Origin of the sequence: Serratia sp. 3ACOL1 (assembly GCF_003668775.1) — a bacterium.
In the GTDB taxonomy this organism is placed as follows: Bacteria; Pseudomonadota; Gammaproteobacteria; order Enterobacterales; family Enterobacteriaceae; genus Chania; species Chania fonticola.
On the sequence record NZ_CP033055.1, the window covers coordinates 2,092,401 to 2,111,289 of the forward strand.

At 53.8% G+C, this 18,889-nt stretch carries 17 protein-coding genes; 5 read left to right on the top strand and 12 right to left on the bottom strand.

Features of this window, described 5'->3' with window-relative positions:
- Positions 1-16: 16 nt before the first annotated feature.
- From lpxO to D9980_RS26665, 3 genes are all read right to left on the bottom strand, one after another.
- Positions 17-919, bottom strand: a complete 903-nt coding sequence (gene lpxO, locus D9980_RS09640) for a lipid A hydroxylase LpxO (RefSeq protein WP_024485633.1) — start codon at positions 917-919, stop codon at positions 17-19.
- A gap of 635 nt (positions 920-1,554) precedes the next feature.
- Positions 1,555-1,905, bottom strand: coding sequence for a tyrosine-protein phosphatase (locus D9980_RS09645; protein WP_121607146.1), 351 nt, complete (start codon positions 1,903-1,905; stop codon positions 1,555-1,557).
- Complete coding sequence (locus D9980_RS26665; RefSeq protein WP_162304250.1) at positions 1,835-2,125, bottom strand: dual specificity protein phosphatase family protein; 291 nt, start codon at positions 2,123-2,125, stop codon at positions 1,835-1,837. The genes D9980_RS09645 and D9980_RS26665 overlap by 71 nt, the downstream gene beginning before the upstream one ends.
- Before the next feature lie 134 nt (positions 2,126-2,259).
- Between D9980_RS26665 and D9980_RS09650 the strand changes: the two genes are divergently transcribed.
- The gene (locus D9980_RS09650) at positions 2,260-2,733 is read left to right on the top strand and encodes a GNAT family N-acetyltransferase (protein ID WP_121607147.1); all 474 of its coding nucleotides are present in this window, start codon (positions 2,260-2,262) and stop codon (positions 2,731-2,733) included.
- A gap of 178 nt (positions 2,734-2,911) precedes the next feature.
- Here D9980_RS09650 and phoH read toward each other — a convergent pair whose 3' ends face one another.
- From phoH to putP, 5 genes are all read right to left on the bottom strand, one after another.
- Positions 2,912-3,700 (bottom strand): phosphate starvation-inducible protein PhoH, encoded by a 789-nt coding sequence (gene phoH, locus D9980_RS09655; protein ID WP_021180979.1) that lies wholly within the window; start codon positions 3,698-3,700, stop codon positions 2,912-2,914.
- A 632-nt stretch (positions 3,701-4,332) separates the two neighbouring features.
- Positions 4,333-5,628, bottom strand: coding sequence for an iron uptake transporter deferrochelatase/peroxidase subunit (gene efeB / locus D9980_RS09660; RefSeq protein WP_121607148.1), 1,296 nt, complete (start codon positions 5,626-5,628; stop codon positions 4,333-4,335).
- A gap of 11 nt (positions 5,629-5,639) precedes the next feature.
- A complete protein-coding gene (efeO, locus tag D9980_RS09665) occupies positions 5,640-6,773 on the bottom strand; it encodes an iron uptake system protein EfeO (RefSeq protein WP_121607149.1) in 1,134 nt (377 codons plus the stop codon).
- Between the two features lie 18 nt (positions 6,774-6,791).
- Complete coding sequence (gene efeU, locus D9980_RS09670) at positions 6,792-7,637, bottom strand: iron uptake transporter permease EfeU (RefSeq protein WP_024485638.1); 846 nt, start codon at positions 7,635-7,637, stop codon at positions 6,792-6,794.
- Between the two features lie 239 nt (positions 7,638-7,876).
- Positions 7,877-9,355, bottom strand: a complete 1,479-nt coding sequence (gene putP / locus D9980_RS09675; RefSeq protein WP_099049939.1) for a sodium/proline symporter PutP — start codon at positions 9,353-9,355, stop codon at positions 7,877-7,879.
- A gap of 555 nt (positions 9,356-9,910) precedes the next feature.
- Between putP and putA the strand changes: the two genes are divergently transcribed.
- Positions 9,911-13,882 (top strand): trifunctional transcriptional regulator/proline dehydrogenase/L-glutamate gamma-semialdehyde dehydrogenase, encoded by a 3,972-nt coding sequence (gene putA / locus D9980_RS09680; protein ID WP_121607150.1) that lies wholly within the window; start codon positions 9,911-9,913, stop codon positions 13,880-13,882.
- A gap of 80 nt (positions 13,883-13,962) precedes the next feature.
- On the opposite strand, the gene D9980_RS09685 is transcribed toward putA, so the two are convergent.
- Entirely contained in the window at positions 13,963-14,592 is a 630-nt protein-coding gene (locus tag D9980_RS09685) for a TetR/AcrR family transcriptional regulator (protein ID WP_071680877.1), read from the bottom strand.
- 208 nt (positions 14,593-14,800) lie between these two features.
- Here D9980_RS09685 and D9980_RS09690 point away from each other — a divergent pair, with 208 nt between their 5' ends.
- From D9980_RS09690 to D9980_RS09700, 3 genes are all read left to right on the top strand, one after another.
- Positions 14,801-15,736: a nitronate monooxygenase family protein gene (locus tag D9980_RS09690; protein WP_121607151.1), complete on the top strand. Its 936-nt coding sequence runs from the start codon at positions 14,801-14,803 to the stop codon at positions 15,734-15,736.
- Between the two features lie 199 nt (positions 15,737-15,935).
- The gene (locus D9980_RS09695; RefSeq protein WP_121607152.1) at positions 15,936-16,124 is read left to right on the top strand and encodes a type II toxin-antitoxin system HicA family toxin; all 189 of its coding nucleotides are present in this window, start codon (positions 15,936-15,938) and stop codon (positions 16,122-16,124) included.
- A 27-nt stretch (positions 16,125-16,151) separates the two neighbouring features.
- Complete coding sequence (locus D9980_RS09700) at positions 16,152-16,565, top strand: type II toxin-antitoxin system HicB family antitoxin (protein WP_065684215.1); 414 nt, start codon at positions 16,152-16,154, stop codon at positions 16,563-16,565.
- 32 nt (positions 16,566-16,597) lie between these two features.
- On the opposite strand, the gene tcyN is transcribed toward D9980_RS09700, so the two are convergent.
- From tcyN to tcyJ, 3 genes are read right to left on the bottom strand one after another with little or no spacing between them, the layout of a single operon-like run.
- Entirely contained in the window at positions 16,598-17,350 is a 753-nt protein-coding gene (gene tcyN / locus D9980_RS09705) for an L-cystine ABC transporter ATP-binding protein TcyN (protein WP_021805696.1), read from the bottom strand.
- Positions 17,351-17,353: 3 nt separating this feature from the next.
- Entirely contained in the window at positions 17,354-18,016 is a 663-nt protein-coding gene (gene tcyL, locus D9980_RS09710) for a cystine ABC transporter permease (RefSeq protein WP_021180972.1), read from the bottom strand.
- Positions 18,016-18,816: a cystine ABC transporter substrate-binding protein gene (gene tcyJ / locus D9980_RS09715; protein ID WP_021180971.1), complete on the bottom strand. Its 801-nt coding sequence runs from the start codon at positions 18,814-18,816 to the stop codon at positions 18,016-18,018. Before tcyJ ends, tcyL begins: the two co-directional genes overlap by 1 nt.
- Positions 18,817-18,889 lie beyond the last annotated feature (73 nt).

Consider the following 18,889-nt stretch of genomic DNA (forward strand, 5'->3'; position numbering starts at 1 on the left):
TTGCGCCCCGTTCTATTTATAGTGCAAAGAAAATCAGTGCTGCAATCCCGCCAAACAGCAACCATTTGATAATGTAGTACCCCGTCTTGTTCCAGGCTTTTAATCGCTTGCCAACCTTACGCACGGCATAGATATATTTGAACAGCCGATTGACGCCGCCGGTACGATCGCCCTCTTCATTCGGTGCTGTCGCAGCACTCATCAAATTACGCCCCAACCAGTGATTCACCGCCTGCGCCCAACGGTAACGCATCGGCCGCTCGATGTCGCAAAACAGGATCAGACGGTTTTCCCCGCTCTGGTTTTCGGCATAGTGCAGATAGGTTTCATCGAACATCACCCCTTCACCATCGCGCCAACTGTAGCGTTCGCCATCCACTTCGATAAAGCAGCGGTCGTCATTCGGGGTGATCAGCCCAAGGTGATAGCGCAACGAACCGGCATAAGGGTCACGGTGGCGTGGCAAGCGGCTGCCATGAGGTAATTCGGCAAACATCGCGGCCTTCACCGAAGGCAGGCTGCGTAACAGCGCTGTGGTTTGTGGGCATAACGCCATTGCCGAAGGATGGTTATCCTCATACCACTTCAGATAAAAGCGCTTCCAGCCGGTTTTGAAGAAGGAGTTGAATCCGGCGTCGTTAAATTTATCCGACGCCTTGATTTGCTGGATCTCCATCAGTTGCTGCCCTTCTTCACGAATGGTCTGCCAGTTGTCACGCAGGATAATGAGATCGGGGAACTGCTCCGGTTGCAGGTAAGGCGTGGTCGGCACCCGTGAGAACAGGTACATAAACACGTTCAGCGGTGCGGTAAAGGTGGAATGGTCGGAAAGCTGACGCCAAAAAGGATAGCGAACACGGCCACGAAAATGAATGTAAATAACGCACAAAACCAATAAAATCAGAATGATATATTTCATGATGACTTCAGAACCCCAAAATACGACCATCAGTATGCCAAGCACGGCACACAACCCAACAATTCCCTTAGCTCCGTTAAGATCGGTTTAACGGCCACAAGACACCAATAGTTAACGTTATTGAAACTAAAATTCTATACAAAAAGCCGCAAAAATTTACACAAAGCTTAAACGAGAATGGGATTTACGCTAGGAGGGAGCTAACGATTTAGCAGAGTCGGATTGGGTGGAGTAAATGAACACACGGGGAGAGATACCGGATTATCGGTCAGGCAATCGAGACTCCCCTCACCCCAACCCTCTCCCGCAGGGCGAGGGAGCTGCAACGGTGCTGTGTTTGGAGAGGGGGCATTTTGACTAGGTCAGAACAGGGGGCGTTAATCCAGTACAGAAATTGGGTGCAAGAGCTAATCTGTGGCACGGTAGGTCCCCTCTCCCTGTGGGCTGAGGAATTGATACGGTGCCGTATTTAGTTATAGGAAGCAATCTGCAGCTTATTCACGAAGGAAATCGATACGGTGTTGTAAACCGGTAAAGCGGCCAATTGGTAGCACGGCCAGTCCCCTCTCCCTGTGGGAGAGGGTTAGGGTGAGGGGACGATCGCCGTAGCCAATGCCCCACCCTTTGCTAGCAAATCACTTCCCCTTGGTGAAGTTATCGGCAAATACCCGCTGCCGTATCTTGCTGACATCGACATCACCAATATAGCGCGCAATCCCGGCATAATATTTTTCATGATAGCCATGCTCCGGCTTTCTCAATTCGGCCAGCACCGCAGGCTTATCCGCATTTTCAAACACCAGGCGATACATTGCCACCACCAGCCCGGTACGATCGCTGCCGTGCCAGCAGTGAACCAACACCGGTTTCAGGGCAAAACGAATTTCTCTGAGTGCTGCAACCACGATGTCGTCATTAATTACGGCGGCATTGATCGCCACCCGGCGCAGAAGCAGGTCTGTGCCTCTGGCTTCGCTGTCGGTCATGCCACTGGCGTAAACTGAGTACGGTTTTAATGCCCTGCTGCTCGAGCGTTTGCATCTGGGCAGCGGATGGCTGAGAGGAGCGGTAGAGTTCTGGCGAGACCTGATGGTAGTTCTCTGGGGTCGTTGCATTTACCGAGGCAGTAAAACTCCCCACCAGCAGCATCGCGCCCAGTAACCACGTTTTCCCTACGCTGGACCGCCAGCGCTGAATATCGTCCATAATATTATTCCTTAGTGATCCTGCGATTTATTGTACTCAAATTGGCCGCAATGGCGCAGCTTTATTGGTATCATCCCATGCACTGCTGGCCACCAGCACACCATAGTTTCTACCACATATACAAAGAGTTAGTAATGGATATTGTGTTTAAACGCCTTAGCAATATCGATCGAAGCGAAATTATTGCCATAAACACTAACCCATTGGTTTTACTACAAATGCCCTTGGGTAATTCGAGTTTTGGCGATGCTGAATGTCTGGAATGGGTAAAAGGCAAAGAATCCCAATGGGATGAGTACGGATATGGGCCATGGGCTTTTACAGTAAGCGACAAATTTGTCGGTTGGGGAGGCTTGCAATACGAAAACGGAGATGCTGACTTGGCTTTAGTGCTGCATCCTGACCATTGGGGGCTCGGGAAAAAAATCTATGACAAAATTTTAGCTTATGCTTTCAATGAGATGGGGCTCAAGTCAATCACAATCCTGCTTCCCCCAACACGATTGAAAATTAAAGCGATATTTCGGCTGGGATTTCAGTTTGATGGTGACATTGAATATGACGGCGTTCATTTTATTCGCTATCGATTACACGCCCCTCAACGGTAAAATTCCACACTGGCGAACAATGTACTCATTTAAATTTGGGTCTTGATCTGTAAGTTTCATCGTTTCTAAGAAGGCCCAACCAAATATAAATTTCGTTTCATCAGTAAACTACGGATTACAAAATGTTCGGGGCATTAAAAAGGCCACCGAAGTGGCCTTTTGCAAGCTTTCAGACAAATTAATCGTAAGCATTAAGCGTGCGCTGGCACAAGGCAGAGCGCACACAGTCCTGTTTGTCGAAACGAATGATGCCGACCATCTCGTCCTCTTCGAAGCGCTCCAGCGCATCGCTAAGGCCGGATTTCACGCCGCGTGGCAAATCGCATTGGGTAATATCGCCGTTAACGATCACCGTGACGTTCTCGCCCAGACGGGTCAAAAACATCTTCATCTGGCTGGCCGTCACGTTCTGGGCCTCATCCAGGATGACTACCGCATTTTCGAAGGTACGCCCGCGCATATAGGCGAAAGGCGCGATCTCTACCTTGCCAATTTCCGGGCGCAGGCAGTATTGCAAGAACGACGATCCTAAACGGCGTAGCAGAATGTCATACACCGGCCGGAAATAAGGGGCGAACTTCTCAGAGATATCCCCCGGCAAAAAGCCGAGATCTTCATCCGCCTGCAGAACCGGACGAGTGACGATAATCCGATCCACCTCTTTATGTATCAGGGCTTCAGCTGCCTTGGCTGCACTGATGAAGGTTTTACCGCAACCGGCCTCACCAGTGGCAAATATCAACAGCTTGTTTTCTATGGCTGATAAGTAATGACCTTGAGCTTCGGTTCTAGCCTCGATGGTAGAAGTATCCCGGCTGTCACGAGCCATGCCGATAGATTCCACACCACCCATTTGTACCAGCGAGGTCACGCTTTCTTCTTCACGCTGGCGATGACTACGAGCGTCACGACGAATGACGCGTTTGGCTTCACGACGTGCTTTGATCACTGCTTTCTGTCTTCCCATAGTGGCACCTTACAGTTTGTTTCACCTACCGCAGGGCAGCAAACACCGAGCGATTATGTTACACACGTATCAGGTTGTGGCCCCCTTTAAAGCCATAGAATGACGTGAACACCTAGCCGCCAAAAGGCGCGGCTCTTTTTCACAGAACAACGAGATTGGTACAAAACAGGAGTGTGTGTCAGCCGGATTAATGCGAAAGGAAAGCCAAGAGTCGGTCAGAAATTGAGAGTCGTAGAGAGAGCCCTCGTTACAACGAGAAATCAGTGAAGGTATGTTATTTGTTGTTTGTAGCCCAACCAAGGACTTTACCATTAGCGATCCCCGCAGTGATATTTACAGCATTGAGCTGTGCACCGTGTGAAAACTACCGCCAGATGATTACAGTATAATGACATTCAACCGCGCTGCGTTGCTAAAATGTAAAAAAAATTAATATTTTTTGTTTCAACCCGCTGCAACACCACTATATCAAAGCATAACCGCCTCGGCATTAAATTATTTTATTGTTAAATATCAACACATTGATATTAACTCCGGCGAATGACATTTAGGTTGCCGGATTAAAAATTGAGCACATAAAAAAGCGCAGCCTTTGCGCTGCGCTTCTCTGTCCAACTAACAACTTTAGCGTCTCAAGCTTGCAACAAACTACTGGCCAAATAATCGCCACTCGTCTTGACGCCCGGTAACACAAAGAAATAGCCGCCACCGATAGGCTTGACGTATTCCTCCAGCGCCTCACCGTTCAATCGTTTCTGCACCGTCAGGAAACCCTGTTCCAAGTCTGCCTGGTAACAGACAAACAGCAATCCCATTTCCAACTGACCCGAATTGGAAACGCCCAGCGAATAGCTGTAACCACGGCGCAGCATCAGGTTGCTCTGGGTTTGTGGCGTACGCGGGTTGGCCAACCGAATATGGGCATCCATACGGATCAGCTTACCTTCCGGGTCTTTGGCATAGTCCGGTTCGTCATGCTCGTGCTTCATCCCCAACGGCGCACCACTGTGCTTTTCGCGGCCAAAGATGGTTTGCTGCTCCTGCAACGGCGTCCGATCCCAAAATTCGACGTGGAAACGAATAATACGCGCAGCCTGATAGCTACCGCCAACGGCCCACGCAGGTTCTCCCGCTTTATCACCGACCCATACCACCTGATCCATTAACGGCTTATCGCTGGTTTTTGGGTTGGCGGTGCCGTCTTTGAAGCCCAGCAGGTTAATTGGCGTCTCTTTGCCCCGGCTACGGGCCGAGTGTGCCGAGATAAAACCTTCCCGCTTCCAGCACACGCTGAGCAAGTCTGGCGAATGCTTGATGATATCGCGCAGCGCGTGGATCACCGTTTCATTGGTATTGGCACAGATTTGCAGCAACAAGTCACCATGACACAGGGCAGCATCGAGTGAATCGTTGGGGAAACGCGTCATGGTTTGCAGATGCAGCGGTTTCTGCGCCTGTAAGCCAAAGCGCTCATCAAACAGCGAAGTGCCAACGGAAACGGTGATGGTCAGGTTATCAGGGTAAATTTCCGGCCCCATAATGCCCGAATCCAACGGTGGCAGCTTGGGATCGACCTCCGATGCCTTACCGCCGCTGGTGAGGAACGCGATACGGCTGGTTAACAGCCGAAATAGCCGTTCAAGATCCTGTTTGTTGGTCGCCAACACGTCGAAAGCCACCAGCATCATGGCCGCTTGCTGCGGCGTCAAAATACCGGCTTGGTGCTGGCCGTAGAACGGTTGTTTTTGCCAGCGTTCGTCCTGCGAGGTAGCCAGCGGCTCTTCTGCAGCCCGCGCCAGGGATGGCCCCGCCAACGCCAGAGCACCGCCCATCATGCCCAAACCCTGCAACAACCGCCTGCGCGAAGGCGAAGCGGCCTGCTCATCTTGAGGAAACGGCCCGTTTTGCGGGCCGGTCTTGTTGTTCATCATGCTCAGCCTTAATCCAGACCCAGCACGCCACGCAGCTGTGACAGGTCTTCTGCCAGCGTAGTGATCGGCCCTTTCATCGCATTACGATCCGCGGTGGTCAGCTTCTCGTAAGACTCATAACCCTCTGCGGTCTTGTATTTAGCCAGGATGGTATCGACGGTTTTAAAGTTGGCGTCAATCTTCGCCAGCAGTGGCTGGTTGGCCTTTTCCAACAGCGGACGCAACAGGTTCACAATCTTCTGGGCGCCATCGACGTTGGCCTGGAAATCCCACAGGTCGGTACGGCTGTAGCGATCCTCTTCACCGCTGATCTTGCTGGCCGCCACTTCTTCAATCAAGCCAGCAGCACCGCCCACCACTTTGCTTGGCGGGAAGGTCAGTTCACCGATGCGTTTTTGCAACTCCAGCGTGTCTTTATACAGACCATCGGCATACTCATTCATGCCCTTGGTGGTGTTATCGGCAAACAGCGCTTTCTCCAGACGGTGGAAGCCGGTGAATTTTGGATCTTCGGCTTTTTTCTCATAGTCGTCTTCACGGGCGTCAATGCTGCCGTCCAGATCGGAGAACAGCTCGGCAATCGGTTCGATACGCTCGTAGTGCTGACGGGTTGGCGCATAAAGCTTGCGGGCCTGGGCCACATCACCGGCTTTGATCGCATCAGTAAACAGCTTGGTCTGCTTGACCAGCCCTTCAACTTCCTTGGTGACATAGACTTTATATTCGGCAATCGGGCCAACCAGATCCATCACATTCGGTTTGCCATCAGCTACCGCACCCGCAGCGGTGACGACAAGCTTGCCTTTCGGGTTGCTCAACAGCCCACAGGTCATGTCGTATTCGCCCGGTTCGAGGTTTGCCGTCATTTTTTGGGTGAAACCTGGCGCAATATTTTCGCGCTCTTCCACCACCATCACGCCTTTGAGGATTTCCCACTCCAGGTTCTTCTGGCTGGTGTTATGCACCACAAACTGGGTTTTACCGGCGGGCAGGGTCAACTGCATCGGCTCACACTGTTTGTCGTTTACGGTCACCTTAACTTGAGGGATATCCGCCGCCAGCGCGTTGAGGCTCAGCGCGAAAGCAGGAACGGCCAGTAATGCGGCATGCAATGCCTTGCGGCGAAATAACGGAGTAGACATACGGAATTCCCTAGTAAATTAGTGATGTGTCTTGCGTTGCGCCGGGATCGTTGAGGACTCCGTACGCTGCGGCAGGAAAAAGAAAATCAGAGCAGGGATCAGATACAGGAAATAGACCGCCACTTCGCTAACCGATGGCGCTTCCTGATAGCCGAACATTCCCTCTAACAGGGTGCCCAGCAGTGAATGCGTGGATAGCTGGTTGCTGAGGTCGAACGCGATATCCTGGAAGTGGTTCCACAATCCGGCCTCGTGGAAGGCACGGATCGCCCCGGCAGCCAGGCCCGCAGCCACGAACAGAATAAACAGGCTGGTCCATTTGAAGAACTTGGCCAGGTGCAATTTGATACCGCCCCAATAGATCAGCATGCCCACTACGATGGCGCACGCCAGGCCGAGCATCGCACCGATTGGCGCGGCAATGCCCACATCCTGCTGAAACGCGGCCAACAGAAAGAACACCGACTCCAGTCCTTCACGGGCAACGGCAAAAAACACCATCGCCACCAATGCCCATCCTTGTCTTTTACCCGAGTTGAGAGCGTTATCAATCGCCCCTTCAAGATGCACCTTCACCGAGCGGGAAACCTTGCGCATCCAGAACACCATATAGGTCAGGATGCACACCGCCACCACCGCTACCAGCCCTTCGAACAGCTCTTGCTGTTTTTGCGGAAACTCGCCGGTGGTTTCATTGATGAAGATACCTAACGCCAGGCACAGAGCAACGGCGACGATCACTCCAATCCATACCACACCAAGCCATTGACCGCGTTGAGTCCGCTTCAGATAGCTGGCGATCAAACTGACGATCAGCGCAGCCTCCAACCCCTCACGGAACATGATAAGGAAAGGAACAAACATAGAATATTAACCCCTGAAAAGGCGTTTGTAGTCAGCCGCGGGCGCTGGGTCGACCAGACTGCGGCAATGTAAAGAAAAGTAAACCAGAACGATAGTGATTATCATTCTACTGAAAAGAAAAACAAGAGGCGGAAGTGTGATTTTTATTAATCAAATGTCGCTAGTTGTTACAGCTTGGTAAGAGGAGTGATGGGGAAAGCGGATCTCTCCCCGATTACCGGGGAGAGATTAAGACGAATTTAGACCGTTTTGAACTCGGCCTCTGCCATATCAAAACGCTTGGTGATGGTTGCCGAAGGCTGGCGCCCCATCAGGCTGACCACCACGATGGCGATACAACCAAACACAAAACCAGGAATGATTTCATACAGACCCAGCCAGGCGAACTGCTTCCAGACGATCACGGTGATCGCCCCCACAAGCATACCGGCCAGCGCGCCGTTACGGGTCATTCGCGACCACATCACCGAGATCAGCACCACCGGGCCAAATGCGGCACCAAAGCCGGCCCAGGCATAGCTTACCAGACCCAGCACGCGGTTCTCCGGGTTAGCCGCCAGGGCAATCGCCACCAGCGCCACTACCAGCACCATCGCACGCCCTACCCACACCAGCTCACGCTGGCTGGCCTCTTTGCGCAAGAAGGCTTTGTACAGGTCTTCGGTGATCGCACTGGAACAAACCAGCAGTTGACAGCTCAGGGTGCTCATCACCGCCGCCAGAATAGCCGACAGCAGGATCCCGGCAATCCATGGGTTAAACAGCAGCATGGCCAGTTCGATAAACACCCGCTCGCCGTTTTGCGTCACATTGCCCGCTTGATCCGGGTTATTGGCAAAGTAAGCGATGCCGAAGAAGCCAACCGCAATGGTCCCCGCCAGGCAGAGGATCATCCAGATCATACTGATGCGGCGAGCGCTACGGATGGTGCGGTGGGAATCCGCAGCCATAAAGCGCGCCAGAATATGCGGCTGACCAAAGTAGCCCAGGCCCCAGCCCAGCAACGACAGGATCGCCACCAGATTCAGCCCTTTCATCATATCCAGATTGGCCGGGTTTTTAGCCGCGATCACCAGCATCGAACTGTCGATGCCGCCCACGGCGAAGATGACGATGACCGGCGTGAGGATCAGCGCAAAAATCATCAGGCTGGCCTGCACGGTATCGGTCCAACTGACCGCCAGGAACCCGCCGATAAAGGTATACAGGATGGTGGCGGCTGCCCCGGCCCACAGCGCGGTGGCGTAGGTCATACCGAAGGTGCTTTCAAACAGGCGCGCACCGGCCACAATGCCGGAAGCACAATAGATGGTGAAGAACACCAGGATCACGATGGCGGAAATCACCCGCAGCAGTTTGCTGTTATCTTCAAAACGGCTGGTGAAGTAGTCCGGCAGCGTCAAGGCGTTGTTGTTGGCTTCGGTATGGACGCGTAACCGTCCTGCCACCAGCTTCCAGTTCAGGTAGGCACCAATGGTCAGCCCGATGGCGATCCAGCTCTCCGAAATACCGGAAAGGAAAATCGCACCCGGCAGGCCCATCAGCAGCCAGCCGCTCATATCGGATGCCCCAGCAGAGAGCGCGGTCACCACGCTGCCCAGACTGCGGCCACCCAGAATGTAGTCGTCAAAGTTGTTGGTCGCCCGATAGGCCAGCAGGCCGATCACCACCATCCCAAGGATGTAGACCACGAAGGTCACCAGCATAGGTGTGTTCATTATTTCAAACTCTCCACTTTTTATTCCCTTCTCCCTTTCAAGCCGCCGTATGTTAGCAGCCTCTTGAAAGTTATCGGGTATTTTTATGTCAGTAATTTCACCCGCCAAGCGCCGGAACGGGGCGCATTGCGATGGTGGCGGATAAACAGCGTTTATACCCATCATGGTCTGAACGCTGGCTATCCTAGTTGAGGCAGTCAACAACCAACAAGAGATTTAACAAAAAAGTCACACGAAACTCACGCCAGGTCACATTTATTCGCTGTTAAGGTTGCACTCGCCATAGCCGAAATGAGTTGCACCTCTTACTTAACCCTGATTAATACAGGGAAATAACCTAGGTTCACACCACAACCCCACTTCTGTGCACGTAATCCGTAGCACTCAAGATGTTAAAAAATCGATTGGAGTCACACTTCGTTATGGAGTGCATTTAACAAGGTTGCACAAAGTTGCAACATGCAGGATATTGTCGGCATCAACAACCTAATTACGCTACGGATCGCCCCTAATCTAGCCGGTTATGAGGGGTCCAAATACAGGAGCTGGATTGGCATGGGCACTACCACAATGGGCGTGAAGCTCGATGAAGCAACCCGCGATCGCATCAAGAGCGCGGCACAACGAATTGACCGCACGCCACACTGGTTAATCAAGCAGGCTATTTTCAATTATCTTGAACGTCTGGAGAGCGGTTCCGATCTGCCAGAAATTCCAGCACTTGCCGTTGCCGGTCAAATAGAAGCGGATGATGTCGCGCCGCAGGTGCCTGAAGAGTCTCATCAACCCTTCCTTGAGTTTGCCGAACAGATCCTGCCGCAGTCCGTCACTCGTGCGGCTATCACCGCCGCCTACCGCCGCCCGGAAACCGAAGCGGTGCCAATGCTGCTTGAACAGGCGCGTTTACCCGCCGATCTGGCACAGGCTACCCATAAACTGGCCTATGGCATTGCCGAAAAGCTGCGTAACCAGAAGAGTGCCAACGGCCGTGCCGGTATGGTGCAAGGGTTGCTGCAGGAGTTCTCGCTCTCTTCTCAGGAAGGGGTGGCTCTGATGTGCCTGGCCGAAGCGCTGCTGCGTATTCCAGACAAGCCAACGCGCGATGCGTTAATCCGCGACAAAATCAGCAACGGCAACTGGCACTCCCACCTTGGCCGCAGCCCTTCGCTGTTCGTCAACGCCGCAACCTGGGGCCTGCTGTTTACCGGCAAGCTGGTGTCTACCCATAATGAAGCCAATCTCTCCAGCGCACTGAACCGCATCATCGGTAAACGCGGCGAGCCGTTGATCCGCAAAGGGGTCGATATGGCAATGCGCCTGATGGGCGAACAGTTTGTGACTGGTGAAACCATCGCCGAGGCGCTGGCCAATGCCCGTAAGCTGGAAGACAAAGGTTTCCGCTACTCCTACGACATGCTGGGTGAAGCCGCACTGACTGAAGCCGATGCGCAGGCCTATCTGGTTTCCTATCAGCAAGCAATCCACGCTATCGGCAAAGCCTCCAATGGCCGTGGCATCTATGAAGGCCCCGGCATCTCGATCAAACTTTCAGCGCTGCACCCACGCTACAGCCGCGCCCAGTACGATCGCGTGATGGAAGAGCTGTATCCACGCTTGCTGTCGCTGACGTTGCAGGCGCGCCAATACGATATCGGCATCAATATCGACGCCGAAGAGGCCGATCGGCTGGAGATCTCCCTCGATCTGCTGGAAAAGCTGTGCTTTGAGCCGCAGTTGGCCGGTTGGAACGGCATCGGCTTTGTTATTCAGGCTTACCAGAAGCGCTGTCCGTTTGCCATTGATGCGGTGATCGATATGGCCAGCCGCAGTCGCCGTCGCCTGATGATCCGCCTGGTTAAAGGCGCTTACTGGGATAGCGAAATCAAGCGCGCCCAGATGGATGGCCTGGAAGGCTACCCGGTGTATACCCGCAAAGTGTATACCGACGTTTCCTATCTGGCCTGCGCCCGCAAGCTGCTGGCGGTGCCGAACCTAATTTATCCGCAGTTTGCTACCCACAACGCCCACACCCTGAGCGCCATTTATCATCTGGCAGGCAATAACTACTATCCGGGCCAGTACGAATTCCAGTGCCTGCACGGCATGGGTGAACCACTGTACGAGCAGGTGGTAGGCAAAGTGGCCGACGGCAAGCTGAACCGCCCTTGCCGTATTTATGCGCCGGTCGGCACGCACGAAACGCTGCTGGCCTATCTGGTGCGCCGTCTGTTGGAGAATGGTGCCAATACCTCGTTCGTTAACCGTATCGCCGATGCCACCCTGCCGCTCGACGAGTTGGTAGCCGATCCGGTCAGCGCGGTCGAGGCCATGGCGGCTAGCGAAGGCCGCATAGGTTTACCACATCCGCGCATTCCATTGCCGCGTGAGCTATATGGTGAAAAACGCGTTAACTCCAGCGGTCTGGATCTCGCTAACGAACAGCGATTGGCTTCACTGTCCAGCGCCCTGCTCACCAGCGCAAGCCAACAATGGCGTGCCGAACCGATTATTGATGCTCCGTTGGATCAAGGTGTTGAACAACCGGTGATCAACCCAGCCGAACCGGGTGATATCGTCGGCTATGTGCGTGAGGCCACCGAAGGTGAAGTCAGCCGGGCATTAGACTCCGCTGCCGCGGCTGGGCCGATCTGGTTTGCTACCCCACCTTCCGAACGTGCCGCCATTTTAGAACGCGCGGCAGAGCTGATGGAGAGCCAGCTGCAAAGCCTGCTGGGGATCCTGGTGCGCGAGGCAGGTAAAACCTTCAATAACGCCATCTCAGAAGTCCGTGAGGCGGTTGATTTTCTGCATTACTACGCTGGCCAAGTGCGTGACGACTTCGCCAACGACAGCCATCGCCCGTTAGGCCCGGTAGTCTGTATCAGCCCGTGGAACTTCCCGCTGGCCATCTTCACCGGCCAGGTTGCCGCCGCCCTTGCCGCGGGAAACAGCGTGCTGGCAAAACCGGCAGAACAGACGCCGTTGGTCGCCGCCCAGGCGGTACGCATCCTGTTGGAGGCTGGCATTCCTCAGGGTGTGCTGCAACTGTTGCCTGGCCAGGGTGAAACCGTCGGTTCCCTCTTGGTCAATGATGCCCGCGTACGTGGCGTGATGTTCACCGGTTCTACCGACGTTGCGGGCATTCTGCAACGCAATATCGCAGGCCGTCTGGATCCTCAAGGCCGCCCAACCCCGTTGATTGCCGAAACCGGCGGTTTGAACGCGATGATCGTCGACTCTTCCGCCCTGACCGAACAGGTGGTGACCGACGTCGTGGCCTCCGCCTTCGACAGTGCCGGACAGCGTTGCTCTGCCCTGCGCATCCTGTGCGTGCAAGAAGACGTGGCAGAACACACCCTGAAAATGCTGCGCGGGGCGATGGCCGAATGCCGGATGGGCAACCCGGAACGCCTGTCTACGGACATTGGCCCGGTGATCGACGCCGAAGCCAAAACCGGCATTGAACGCCATATCCAGGCCATGCGAGCCAAAGGCCGCAAGGTTTATCAGGCGGCAAAAAGCCTGGGAGATGATGAGAAAGAGTGGGCTCGCGGCACCTTTGTGAAGCCAACGCTGATCGAACTGGAAAGCTTTGACGAGCTGCAAAAAGAGATCTTTGGCCCGGTGCTGCACGTCGTTCGCTTCCAGCGTGCCAATCTGGGCGCGTTGGTCGATCAGATCAATGCTTCAGGCTATGGTCTGACGCTGGGTATCCATACGCGTATCGATGAAACCATCGCTAGAGTCACCGATCATGCCAAGGTCGGTAACCTGTATGTTAACCGCAATATGGTGGGTGCAGTGGTAGGCGTTCAGCCGTTTGGTGGCGAGGGATTGTCTGGCACCGGGCCGAAAGCCGGTGGTCCACTCTATCTGTACCGCCTGCTAGCTAGCCGTCCACAGGATGCCGTGCAGCGTACTCTGAATCGCCAGGATAACGAGCGTCCTCTGGAAGCCACCGTACGCCCTACGCTGCTTGTGCCGCATCAGGCCTTGGAACAATGGGCCGTGGCGGAGAACCATCGCGAGTTGGCAGTCCTGGCGCAACAATACGCTGAACTGGGCCAGGGTGGCACCGTACGTCCGCTGCCTGGCCCAACCGGGGAACGCAACACTTACGCGCTGTTGCCACGCGAACGCGTGCTGTGCCTCGCGGACAACAACGCCGATGCGTTGAACCAGTTGGCCGCCGTGCTGGCGGTTGGCAGCCAGGCGCTGTGGCCGGAGGCAGAATTGCAGCGTACGCTGTATCGCAGCTTGCCAGCCGCAGTACAGGCACGGATCGGTTTCACCAAGGATTGGGCGCAGGATAAAGTCGAGTTTGATGCGGCCATCTATCACGGCGACGCCGATCAACTGCGCACCCTGTGTGAGCAGATTGCTCAACGTAGCGGTGCTATTGTCTCAGTGCAGGGCTTCGCTCGCGGTGAAACCAACATCCTGTTGGAACGCCTGTTGATCGAACGCTCATTAAGCGTCAACACCGCTGCCGCCGGGGGTAACGCCAGCCTGATGACTATCGGTTAATCGCCAAATTCGAGTGACACCACCAACCCCGCAGCAATGCGGGGTTTTTTATTGTCTGAGGTATGGCAGTTCAAAAGCCGTCAGGATGCAGATATCGCTTGCCATTGATCCATAAAGATATCCACCAAACCAGAGAGCTCTTCTCGGGTTGCGCCATTGCGGGCTTGCACAGACATGCCCTGGATGACATTGGCAATGTACTTACCCAACAGAGCACAGTTGGTGTTTTCCGGCAGTTCTCCCTGGCGAACACGCAGTTCCAGGCACTCGACAATTTTTTTCTCTGCGGAATTTCTTGGCTGGCTAAGCTGGTTAAATAACGCCTCATCCTCAGCAGACATCCCAAAAGTGGCAACAACCATAAAGCAGCCGGCGGGAGTCTCTGTGTCGGTAAACCAATCAACGCAAGTACGCAGCAACTGCTCAATTACCTGTGGTAAAGGGAGATCGTCCTGTTCAAGGATCACATCTCTGGCGTGACCGTAAGTGGCCAGATACTTATCCACCGCCGCACAAAATAAGCCTTCCTTGCTACCAAACTCAGCGTATAGCGAAGAAGGTTTGGTTCCTGTTTCCTCAATCAGTTGAGACATCGACGTGGGTTCATAACCAAAGCGCCAGAACAACCCCATAGCCTTCTCCAGCACATCGTCGCGATCGAGTTTTTTAGGCCTGCCACGTGCAGGCCGCTCCGGTAGATCCTTTCTCATGTATAGGGCTCCAGGGCCTTGGTGACACCATTTATGTAACGATCACTATAAAATATTGCCCCAGTTTATACCATGGCGCCAATTAAAATAACGATCATTACAAAATATGATTGCATCATCACCACTCTGCGCGTATGGTCATTAAATAACGATTGTTACATAACCTGTAAGGATCGTCCTACGCAAAACTTTACTAAGGAATGGAATCATGAAATTACAGAGTTTATTAGCTATCGAAACACCGGTTATCCAAGCCTCCATGGTGTGGCTGAACTCTGCCGAACTGGCCGCTGCGGTCTCTAACGCTGGGGGGCTGGGAGTATTAGGCCCGAATGCCGGACGCCAGGTTGCCAACGGCGGAATAGTTGCGACCGTAGAGGCTTTCCGCCAGGAAATAAGGAAAACCAGAAGCTTAACGGATAAACCCTTTGCCGTTAATTACCTCCTGCCCATCGAAGGAGTCGATATCAGTTTTAAATACGCCGAGCCGTTGCTGGAGGTCATCCTGCAGGAAAAAATTAACATCGTCATAACCAGCGGTAAGGATATTACCAAAGGTGAAACATACATCCGCAGGCTGAAAGAGGCTGGAGTTATCGTTATTCACCGCGAAATCTCACCGACGGTTGAGAACTCCATCATGGCGGAAAATATCGGGGTGGATGCGATCATTGTCACCGGCCATGAGGCTGGAGGACACCTGAGTGAACACCGTATCAGCACCCTGGTTTTACTGCCCCAGGTCACCGATGTGGTCAAAATCCCGGTGATTGCCGCCGGAGGTATCTATAACCTGAAAACCGCAAAGGCGGCCATGGCAATGGGAGCTGCCGGGATCTATGTCGGCACACGTTTTATCACCACGTTTGAATCCCCTGCCAGCCTCAATACCAAGCAAGCGATTGTCGACGTTCAGTCTGAGGAGTTGGTTGAAATTAATACTCCGGCGGGAGATATTCGCGTCATCGCCACCGAGAGTATCCGCGCGGGACGCGGCGAGAGCGAAGTGGGCATCATCAAGACAGGTATGTTAGACGGAGACCACCAATATGGGGTGATCACGGTATCTGGCGCCGCTGGCGGCATTGGCAAGATTAGCAGCGTTAAGGAAGTGGTCTGCGAATTCTCTTCTGCCTTTCACTAATAGATTCTGTTGAGTAGCCAGTAGCACCACGAACATCCCAAAAGCCCTGGCAGAATGAAGATGGCAGCCCCAATTGCGAGCCTCTTCGCAAACCCCGCATTGACGCGGGGTTTTTTATTGCCTGCACAAAAGTCAGCCGATACCGTATTCATCTCCTTGCCAATAAATGTGTATGGTGTGTATTATAAGGAATGAACAGGTGAAAAGTTCAGAACTGATTAAACGACTCGAAAGCCATGGTTGGGTTTTACAACGGATCAAAGGCAGCCACCATCAATTCAAACACCCCAACTCACCGTTGGTGATCACCGTGCCTCATCCCAATAAGGATGTGAAATTGGGAACGCTGCGGCAAATCATGAAGGATGCAGGGTTGCTTAATTCCTAGACCATTTCGCAATGACGAGGTAACACTATGTTTTATCCCGCTTATATACATGCCGAGCCCGATGGCAGCGCCAGCGGCTTTTTTCCCGATGTGCCAGGCTGCTACTTTGCCGGAGACAGTCTCGATCAGACCTTCCAGGATGCCAAAAGCGCGCTGGATGCCCACTTTGAATTATTGAGCGAAGAGAATCAGGCCATTCCACGCCCACAAGCAGTGTCCTTCCATCTGGCTCAGGGCAACGACGCCCTTAATGGCGGCCAGTGGTTACTGGTGGATATCAATATGGACAAGTTCGATGGCCGGGCAGAACGCATCAATATCACGTTGCCCCACAGGTTGCTCAACCGTATTGATTCGTTGGTGCAGCAGCACCCGGGTTATGGCAGCCGCAGCGCATTTCTCGCCGCCGCAGCGCGTAATGAGTTGTTAAAGGCAGGATAACGAGGTTAAGGGGGCATCGCCCCCTGACAAACTCACTGATTGAGAAACTTATCCAGAAACTGCTTGGTTCGCTGATGCTGCGGGTTGGCAAACAACGCCTTCGCGGGCCCCTGTTCGACAATGCGGCCATGATCCATAAAAATGGCGCGATCGGCCACATCACGGGCAAAGCTCATTTCGTGGGTGACGATCACCATGGTGCGTTTCTCTTCTGCCAAGGCGCGAATGGTATTGAGCACTTCACCAACCAGTTCAGGATCCAACGCAGAGGTAGGTTCATCAAACAAAATGACCTCGGGCTGCATCGCTAACGCCCTGGCAATGGCTACGCGCTGCTGCTGGCCGCCGGACAAACGTTTAGGGTAAGCCTGCTCTTTACCGCTCAGCCCCACTTTTGCCAACAGGACACGCGCCAGCTTTTCAGCGCTGGCCTTGGCCTCTCCTTTAACGATCACCGGTCCTTCGATGATGTTTTCCAACACCGAACGGTGGGGGAACAGGTTGAAGCTCTGAAACACAAAGCCCACCTGCTGGCGCAGGGCCCGTACCTGATTTTTTTGTTTGCTCAACGGGCGAGCGCTGTCGATCAAGATGTCACCGACACGGATAGTGCCAGAATCCGGCACCTCCAGCAGGTTGATGCTGCGTAACAAGGTCGTCTTACCGGAACCACTCGGCCCGATAATCGCCACCACTTCTCCCGCGTTCACCTCAAGATCGATACCGTGCAATACGGTCTGCCCTTTGAACTTTTTAACCAACTGTCTGACTTCGATGGCGCTCATCGGCTACTCCTGATCCTGACGGTTAACGTGCGCTTCCAGGCGGTTCTGCAACGCGGAAAGCAAGGTGGCCATCACCCAGTAGATCAGCGATGCCGCCAGATACATGGCGAACACTTCCAGCGTACGTGAGGTGATCAGCTGCGCCTGACGGAACAGCTCCGGCACCTGAATGGTCGCCGCCAGCGAGGTATCCTTGACCAACCCGATAAAGCTGTTGCCCAGCGGAGGCAGCGCGGTGCGAGCCGCCTGCGGCAGGATAACCCGGCGCAGAGTCTGCCAGGGCGTCATGCCGATACTGGCCGCCGCTTCCCATTGCCCTTTATCGATCGAGGAAATCGCCGCTCGCAGCGTTTCCGACGTATAGGCGGCGGTGTTTAATGAAAGGCCGATTAATGCCGCCGGGAACGGATCCAGCTCGATGCCAAACTGCGGTAAGCCGTAATAGATCATAAACAGCTGGGCGATCAGCGGCGTACCGCGAAACAGGGAAACGTAGATGCGTGACAGCCAGGAGATCGGCCATAACGGCGAAAGGCGCATCAGCGCCAGCAAAAAACCGAGGATCAAACCGAGCGCCATGCCCCCCAGACTGAGCTGGAGGGTCAACAGCGCACCCCGTAATAAAAATGGCGCTGAATCCAGCGCCAGTTGGATACTCTCTTGCATTATTTAGTTACGTCCGCGCCAAACCATTTTTCAGAGATCTTCGCCAACGTCCCGTCTTTCTGCATTTCGGCAATCGCCTGATCGATAGCGGCCAGCAGTTCCGGATTGTTTTTACGCACCGCTACGCCAGCTTCCTGGCGAGAGAATGCCGGGCCAGCGACAGCCAGCGTATCACCGGTTTTCTTCACCAGATCCAACGCCGCCAGACGGTCGACTAAAATGGCATCGATGCGGCCTACGCGCAGATCCTGATATTTGGTTGGGTCATCGTCGTAGGTACGCACATCAACACCCTGCACGTTGTCACGCAGCCACTGTTCGTAGTTGGTGCCCAGACCCACGCCGACCTTTTTACCCTTCAGGTCGTCGGCCTTGGTAATAATGCCTTCATTGCCTTTCTTCACCAGCGCCTGGATACCGGAAACGGTGTAAGGGGTAGAGAAATCGTACTTTTTCTTACGCTCATCGGAGATAGTGACCTGGTTAATCACCACATCGATACGCTTGGACTCCAACGAGGCTAACATGCCGTCCCATTTGGTTGGATTGAGCTTGGCCTTCACCCCCAGATGTTCCGCCAGTGCATTAGCGAAATCCACCTCAAAGCCGGTCAGTTTGCCGTCCTCGCCCTGGAAGCTGAACGGCGGATAGGTGCCTTCCAGCCCAACGATCAGCGTGCCGCGCTGCTTGACCTGATCGAGCAAGTTATCGGCCGCGTAGGTTTTCACGTTCAAGCCGGTGGTCAGCGCCACGGCCATCACACCCAGCAGCAGTTGACGACGAAATTTTGAAAAGACCATAGACACCCCATCTGTTGTTTATCTTTTTGATTTCATGACTTTAACAGTCATAAATACTTCATAAAGGAATATA